We start from the raw sequence: 6,732 nt of genomic DNA on the forward strand, positions 1-6,732 counted from the left end.
AGATTATACATCTGGATATGTTTTGTTCTTCGGTTTTATTGGAAAAGGGCTGCTCTGGATATACCAAAAATTATTTCCAAAGAAATATTATATAGGGATTTTTAGAGGGATTACATTTACATTTAGTTGTCTATTTTTATTTCTAGCAGCCGGGATTTGTTTTGTTGATTGGAATAAGTTGTTTTAAACAGTAACATGAGGGTTACTGTTTTTTTCTTTGTAATAAAGAGCTTTGTAAAGAGAGCGCTTTTTGTTCTGCTGTTAATAAGGAATGAATATGAACGTTTTCTGGACGAGGGACTATCGGATACATAAGATTTGTTGGAGAAGGGTGGTGCTCCGAGCCGGTTGGAGAATGAGGATCTGCATGAGTAAGTTTTCCATGAATACGTCTTGTAAATAAAATATGACCGATTTCGTGAGCGAGCGTATATATATTTTTCATAGGGGCAGCCGAATTTGTTAAAACGATATAGCCAGTAAGTTGCTGTTGTTTTGCTAAAGAATAAGCGCAGGCAATTACTGCTGTTTCTTTGAAATAATCACTGCCAATATAACAAATATAAAGGTCGCATTCAGGAGCTTCATTTACACATGTTTGGAAAAAGGATGCCAACTTTTCTTGACTTTGAATGGAATTTTTATAACTGATTTCACGGTCAAAAAAACGGAAAAGTTCATTTAATACAATTACTTCTTGAATTTGAAATGTAATGGGGTGCCAAATTGATTCTGCAACAGCTAAATCTTTTGCGATGCGGTCATCAGAAATATCGGCGCCGGGAGTAATGCAAATACATATATTGACGTATGGATCCATAAGGAACACCTCAAATGAAAAAAAGTTCTTCCTATAATATATGTGGGGAAAAGATGTCATGTATGGATAAACGCCTTCTTTATTGAATATATAGATGACAAGTCGAAAAAATTTCATAGTTCTATAACATGGTGTGGTCGTCTTTTTGATATAGTAAAGGAAAGGGGGAGAATATATGTATACATTAAAAATCGTTTCAGACAGAGAAGCACTTTATCAATTTGCGAGTTATGTAAGAGTTGTACAAGGGGTTGAAGATGTATATGTAGAGGTGGGAGAACCTTTATATGAACATCCTTTAATGAAGTTTTATGTACATATTAAGCTGAAAGAAACATATGAGCAGCATAAAGCGTTACAGGAAATAGCAAGATTAGTAGAATTGGGTCGTTTTACATATGTCCATTATCGTAATGATGAAATTGAGGAAGCTTTTGAAGCTGTAAAATATGAAAGTTTTAAGAAATAAAGATGAAAAAACGGAGGCGAAAGCTTCCTTTTTTTCTTTAAAATTACATGAACAAAAAGAGAGAAATTTTGTTATGATAAGGGAGGTTAGGGAAAGGGGAATTTACATATGGGGTATATTGAAGAGTTACGAAAAGTCGTTGGTACAAGACCGCTTATTCTCGTAGGATCAGCAATCATTATATTAAATGATAAACAAGAAGTATTGCTTCAATATCGTTCAGATACATATGATTGGGGTGTACCTGGCGGGGCGATGGAACTGGGTGAAACGACAGAAGAAACGGCACGTAGAGAGTTATTTGAGGAAACGGGGTTAACTGCAAAAATAATGCAATTTCTTGGTGTTCTATCAGGAAAAGAAGTATATTTCCGTTATCCGAATGGCGATGAAATTTTCAATGTCATTCATCTGTATCAGGCACATCATGTGAGCGGGGAATTAAAGCTCGATCATGAAGGGTTGAAACTTCAATATTTTCCAGTAGATAAGTTGCCAAAATTGAATGAAACGACAGAGAAAATTTTGCAAAAGTTTTTATATGCACTGACAGAATAGAAGGTTAATTCCTTCTATTTTTATTATATTAAATATTTTGATTTTTTAGTATGTTTATAGTATGATAGTTATAGATATACATCTTATGGAATTTCACCTAAAAACTTACTAGGGTACATAAGAGAGGGGCAAGTACAAAATGCATAATGTTGTTATTACAGCTGCAGTTCGTTCGCCAATTGGAACTTTTGGAGGAGCGCTAAAAAATGTAACGCCAGTAGAATTAGCTGTTCCTGTACTTCAGGAAGCTGTAAAACGAGGCGGGGTAGAACCACATGAAGTTGATGAAGTAATTTTAGGTCATTGTATTCAAAGAACTGATGAAGCAAATACAGCGAGAACAGCTGCATTAGCGGCAGGATTTCCTGACACAGTTACGGGATATACAATCCAACGTCAATGTTCTTCAGGTATGCAAGCAATTATGTCAGCTGCAATGCAAATCCAATTAGGTGTAAGTGATGTTGTTGTTGCAGGTGGAGTAGAAGCGATGAGTTCGAGCCCTTATGCATTGAAACAGCACCGCTGGGGACAACGTCTACAGCACGGAGAAATTCGTGATACGGTGTGGGAAGTGTTAGAAGATCCGATTCACCATATTATGATGGGTGAAACAGCGGAAAATTTAGTTGAACAATATGAAATTACAAGAGAGGAACAAGATGAAGTTGCTCTTCGCAGTCATACATTGGCACTGAAGGCAATCGAGTCTGGACACTTTGACGATCAAATTGTTCCTATTACAATAAAAGAACGTAGAAAAGAAGTAGTATTTTCGAAGGATGAGCATCCACGTGCAGATATTACAGCGGAAAAATTAGCAGGGTTAAAACCAGCATTCCGTAAAGATGGGTCTGTAACTGCAGGTAATGCATCTGGCCTGAATGACGGAAGTGCAGTTCTAGTATTAATGAGCGAAGAAAAAGCGAAAGAAAAAGGCTTACAACCGTTAGCTAGAATTGTTGGATATTCAGTAGCTGGAGTAGACCCGAAAATTATGGGTATTGGACCAGCACCAGCAATTCGTAAAGGTTTAGAAAAAGTAGATTGGTCATTGGAAGATGCAGATTTACTTGAAATTAATGAAGCTTTCGCGGCTCAATATTTAGCTGTAGAGAAAGAGTTAGGCTTAGACCGTGAAAAAGTGAACGTAAACGGTAGTGGCGTAGGACTTGGGCATCCAATTGGTTGTACAGGGGCTCGTATTACAGTAAGTTTAATTCACGAATTAAAAAGACGTGGGTTAGAAAAAGGAATTGCCTCTTTATGCGTCGGTGGCGGTATCGGGGTTGCCTTATTTATAGAAGCACTATAAAAAAGAAGCAGCTATTGCTGCTTCTTTTTTTACGACTCAAATAGATGATGAAATAATCGATCACGATTTTCAAAGAAAAGTTTCGTCGTTTGGTAATGCTCAGTTTCTTCTAATGTGGATTCGTGAATCCCTTCTTGTGTTAAAGAATATATAGTGGATTCAGGGTAGGCCATTAAAATAGGAGAATGCGTCGCAATAACAAATTGTGAACCTTGTTCCACTAGCTCATGCATTCGAATAAGCATGGAAAGTTGTCTCATTGGTGATAAAGCTGCCTCAGGCTCATCTAAAATGTATAAACCTTGTCCTGAAAAACGGTTCATAAATAAGGAAAAGAATGATTCGCCGTGAGATTGTTCGTGTAGTGAAACGCCGCCGTAAGATTTTATAGCATCTATTTCATCAATATAAGAAGCAACGTTATAAAATGATTCAGCGCGAAGAAAGAAACCGTCGTTTGGTGTATTGAAACTTTTGGAAATTCGAAGGTATTCATGTAAAGATGAATGTGAATCGTTAGTGCTAAAGCGGAAATTCTTCGTTCCACCTTCTGCATTAAAGCCTAACGCAATTGCAATTCCTTCAAGTAATGTTGATTTACCCGTTCCATTTTCTCCAATAATGAATGTTACATTTGGATGAAAAACTAGTGATTGTAATGTTCGGATAGCAGGTAAGCAGTAAGGATATGCGGAAAAACTAGGGATATTTTCTTTTTTTAATGTAACATTTTGTAAAAAGGGTACGTCAATCAATATATAAACCTCAATTCATAACGGATTTTGATTCTAAAAAGGCGGCAAATACAAGTGTTAATGACACCTGAATTCCTTCCTTATTTTCTGAATATTTTATGTGGATTATATCATTTAAACTATCATATTCCAATGTGAAAATAAATATTGCATGAAGATCCATTCTCTCGTTATGATATATGGTATTCTATTGAAAATGTGAGAAGGAGTTAAAGTATGCCGTTTACATTTGCACATCCAGCAGCAGTTCTTCCTTTTGCGAAAAAGCATTCTAAACATATTTCAGTAACGGCTCTTATATTAGGTAGTATGGCGCCTGACTTTGAATATTTTTTACACTTTAGACCGTATGGTGTTATTGGCCATAAATGGCTCGGGTTCTTATATTTAAATTTACCGCTTGTATTTCTACTCGCATACATATATCACTACATTTTAAAAAAGCCGTTTATAACGCATTTACCTAAACCGTTTGCTGGTTATTATTCATATGCAATAGATGAGAGGTGGGGGCTACATACCTGGAAAGAATTCTTTGTATTTTGCTATTCTGCATTATTCGGTATGCTCACGCATGTTGTTTGGGATGCATTCACTCATAAGACAGGCTATTTCGTTATGAAAATACCATTATTACAAAGAGAATGGTACGGTATCTCTGTTTATAAATATATGCAACATGGAAGTACATGTATTGGTGTTCTACTATTAGTATACGTTTTATGGAAGTATAGAAATGAAATGGGTAAAGATCTTATTTTAGCTTCGGAAAAAAGAAAGTATTGGGTTTCAGTAATTGTTGTAGCAACTATTATATTTATCGTGCACGCGTTCCTAGATCCCTATTTTCATATTTTCCAAATTGGAGGTATAATAGTATCTGGACTGACAAGTTCATTTTGTGGACTTGTCATTGTTTCTATAGTTTACAAAGCCAGGGACTAATTTTATATTCATGAATGATAGCGTTAGGAGAAATGAAATGATGAAAGCATGGAAAAGTATTTTTGTTTTATGTAGTTTTCTTCTTATGTTAAGTGGTTGCTTCCATCAAGAAGAAAAGAAAGCTGAACCGAAGAAGAAAGAATCTATTCCTGAAACAAAAGAATATGGTGGGCGTGAGCTGAAAAAAGTAGGACAAAAAGTGAAAGAAACAGGATGGGGTACTTTTAAGTTAGAGCAGATGCATTCTGTGAATCAAACATTTGAAGTAGCGCCAATGAAAATTCACGTACAAGATGTGAAAGTAATTTCTTTATCACAGATGAGTGAAAAGGCAAAAAAAACATTGAAAGTATACACGGCACTAACCCCTGAAGAAGTAAAACGGAGATTAGGGGATAAAGTAAGCCAAGAAGATGCAGAATTATATGCATCGCTAAGTGGAACAGAGATTAGTAATACGATTCGTTACGTTGAGATTACATATAAAGTGGAGAATACCGGAAATAAAAATATGCAATTTTTCTCTATGAATGATGTTATGATTAATGGTAAGCAACATTTTAAAGTAGCCACTCAAAACTTTTTATATGACGAAGATACGTTAGTTGGTACAAAAAATGTATCAAGAGAAGACTATAAGCCTGGTGAAACAAGAGATGGTATTATTGGTTTAATACTTGACGATGGAAAAGACAAGGTAAAGGATATTCAGTTTACAACTGATGATTTACTTGCAGGAGATTCAGAAACACAAGATGTTGTAAAAGAGCCACAAACGTTTAACATCTCACTAAAATAATGTAAGGCAAAACAGTCAGCATTCAAATATTATGCTGACTGTTTTTTTATTTCTTTTATGTATGAATCTACATTTTGAAAAGGCACCTTAATTTTAAACGCATCTTTTTGTTCATTAAATTGCTTTTCATTGTAGGGACCGAAACGTTTATTGTGCTTTACGTCAATAATCCAATAATGTTCACTTTTTTTATTTGCAATTGCTGCGTCAGGGTTATTCGGATCTGATTTTTCCTCGGTTTGTTTTGCAATAATGTATTTATCATCCCAAGCAATGTCTGTAATTTTTGCAGGGATGTATTGTGTGGCATATACAGCATCTTGCGAGGGGAAAAGTTCAAATGCATTTCCAGAAGTACGTATGAGTTCGTATTCATCGTTAACCGTATAAGTTAAGTGACCTGTGTTTCCTGCACAACCAGTTAATAGGAAGGCGACGAATAGGATTATCCATTTTTTCAATATGGGAACCTCCTTTATAATGCTATTGTAACAAATTGTACAAGAAAAGTAAGAGAAAGGCTAGTTTACAATGTTTTTTAGAAGTGGTACGATGAGACGGGTAAAGAAGGATATGAAGGAGTCGACATAAAATGAAGTTAAAGATGCATCGTCCAGCGCTTGTAATGAATCGCATAGGTGCTTCCCTAATTGACATGTTTTTAATCTCGGTTATGTATGGTGTAGTAGTAGCTATTATGACCGGAAACTATAGTGCTATGTTTAAGCGCTTTAATATAAGCTTAGGTGATTTTAGATATGATTTCGCAGTAGTTTTTATATTAATGGCGATATATTTTATTGTGTTACCCTTTATTTGGAACGGTGTTACACTTGGAAAAAAGGTAACGAGAATAAAATTAATTTCATTGAAGAGTGAAAAGCTAACGTTGCAAACATTAATTATAAGATTTTTTGTAGTGTTATTACCGAACGTATTGCTATTAGGAATTCCATTAATATGTAATATATATATGATGTTGTTCCGCAAAGATAATCGTGGTTTTCAGGATTTAATTACAAAAACGAAAGTAATAAGTCTTGTATAATGAAAAAAAGACCTTTTTATATA

The 6,732-nt window shown here is 35.1% G+C and carries 9 protein-coding genes and 1 pseudogene; 7 read left to right on the plus strand and 3 right to left on the minus strand.

What is annotated here, in order from left to right:
* Positions 1 to 187, plus strand: a pseudogene (locus ACQGSG_RS25020) (DNA-binding protein); the annotation flags it as partial.
* A 15-nt stretch (positions 188 to 202) separates the two neighbouring features.
* On the opposite strand, the gene ACQGSG_RS25025 reads toward ACQGSG_RS25020, so the two are convergent.
* Positions 203 to 820: an ImmA/IrrE family metallo-endopeptidase gene (locus ACQGSG_RS25025; RefSeq protein WP_000371605.1), complete on the minus strand. Its 618-nt coding sequence runs from the start codon at positions 818 to 820 to the stop codon at positions 203 to 205.
* 175 nt (positions 821 to 995) lie between these two features.
* Here ACQGSG_RS25025 and ACQGSG_RS25030 point away from each other — a divergent pair, with 175 nt between their 5' ends.
* From ACQGSG_RS25030 to ACQGSG_RS25040, 3 genes are all read left to right on the plus strand, one after another.
* Positions 996 to 1,289 (plus strand): DUF3928 family protein, encoded by a 294-nt coding sequence (locus tag ACQGSG_RS25030; RefSeq protein ID WP_000288330.1) that lies wholly within the window; start codon positions 996 to 998, stop codon positions 1,287 to 1,289.
* Positions 1,290 to 1,397: 108 nt separating this feature from the next.
* Complete coding sequence (locus ACQGSG_RS25035; RefSeq protein WP_002005651.1) at positions 1,398 to 1,847, plus strand: NUDIX hydrolase; 450 nt, start codon at positions 1,398 to 1,400, stop codon at positions 1,845 to 1,847.
* Between the two features lie 139 nt (positions 1,848 to 1,986).
* Complete coding sequence (locus ACQGSG_RS25040) at positions 1,987 to 3,162, plus strand: acetyl-CoA C-acetyltransferase (RefSeq protein ID WP_000552075.1); 1,176 nt, start codon at positions 1,987 to 1,989, stop codon at positions 3,160 to 3,162.
* Positions 3,163 to 3,191: 29 nt separating this feature from the next.
* On the opposite strand, the gene ACQGSG_RS25045 is transcribed toward ACQGSG_RS25040, so the two are convergent.
* Complete coding sequence (locus ACQGSG_RS25045; RefSeq protein ID WP_000568010.1) at positions 3,192 to 3,917, minus strand: AAA family ATPase; 726 nt, start codon at positions 3,915 to 3,917, stop codon at positions 3,192 to 3,194.
* Between the two features lie 216 nt (positions 3,918 to 4,133).
* Between ACQGSG_RS25045 and ACQGSG_RS25050 the strand changes: the two genes are divergently transcribed.
* Both ACQGSG_RS25050 and ACQGSG_RS25055 read left to right on the plus strand, forming a co-directional pair.
* Complete coding sequence (locus tag ACQGSG_RS25050) at positions 4,134 to 4,862, plus strand: DUF4184 family protein (protein ID WP_001116847.1); 729 nt, start codon at positions 4,134 to 4,136, stop codon at positions 4,860 to 4,862.
* Between the two features lie 37 nt (positions 4,863 to 4,899).
* The gene (locus tag ACQGSG_RS25055) at positions 4,900 to 5,661 is read left to right on the plus strand and encodes a hypothetical protein (protein ID WP_000973895.1); all 762 of its coding nucleotides are present in this window, start codon (positions 4,900 to 4,902) and stop codon (positions 5,659 to 5,661) included.
* A gap of 29 nt (positions 5,662 to 5,690) precedes the next feature.
* Here ACQGSG_RS25055 and ACQGSG_RS25060 read toward each other — a convergent pair whose 3' ends face one another.
* On the minus strand, positions 5,691 to 6,122 hold the full coding sequence (locus ACQGSG_RS25060; protein WP_000758785.1) for a DUF3997 domain-containing protein: 432 nt from the start codon (positions 6,120 to 6,122) through the stop codon (positions 5,691 to 5,693).
* Positions 6,123 to 6,253: 131 nt separating this feature from the next.
* Here ACQGSG_RS25060 and ACQGSG_RS25065 point away from each other — a divergent pair, with 131 nt between their 5' ends.
* Positions 6,254 to 6,709, plus strand: a complete 456-nt coding sequence (locus ACQGSG_RS25065) for an RDD family protein (RefSeq protein ID WP_426948259.1) — start codon at positions 6,254 to 6,256, stop codon at positions 6,707 to 6,709.
* Positions 6,710 to 6,732 lie beyond the last annotated feature (23 nt).

The sequence above is a fragment of the Bacillus sp. GMa5/1 genome (genome assembly GCF_050172015.1).
GTDB classification, from domain to species: Bacteria; Bacillota; Bacilli; order Bacillales; family Bacillaceae_G; genus Bacillus_A; species Bacillus_A cereus.

Excerpts from the sequence above, each read along its gene's own strand:
- ACQGSG_RS25050 (WP_001116847.1), top strand. The coding sequence starts at position 4,134 with ATGCCGTTTACATTTGCACATCCAGCAGCAGTTCTTCCTTTTGCGAAA.
- ACQGSG_RS25025 (WP_000371605.1), bottom strand. The coding sequence starts at position 820 with ATGGATCCATACGTCAATATATGTATTTGCATTACTCCCGGCGCCGAT.
- ACQGSG_RS25030 (WP_000288330.1), top strand. The coding sequence starts at position 996 with ATGTATACATTAAAAATCGTTTCAGACAGAGAAGCACTTTATCAATTT.
- ACQGSG_RS25055 (WP_000973895.1), top strand. The coding sequence starts at position 4,900 with ATGATGAAAGCATGGAAAAGTATTTTTGTTTTATGTAGTTTTCTTCTT.
- ACQGSG_RS25035 (WP_002005651.1), top strand. The coding sequence starts at position 1,398 with ATGGGGTATATTGAAGAGTTACGAAAAGTCGTTGGTACAAGACCGCTT.
- ACQGSG_RS25040 (WP_000552075.1), top strand. The coding sequence starts at position 1,987 with ATGCATAATGTTGTTATTACAGCTGCAGTTCGTTCGCCAATTGGAACT.
- ACQGSG_RS25065 (WP_426948259.1), top strand. The coding sequence starts at position 6,254 with ATGAAGTTAAAGATGCATCGTCCAGCGCTTGTAATGAATCGCATAGGT.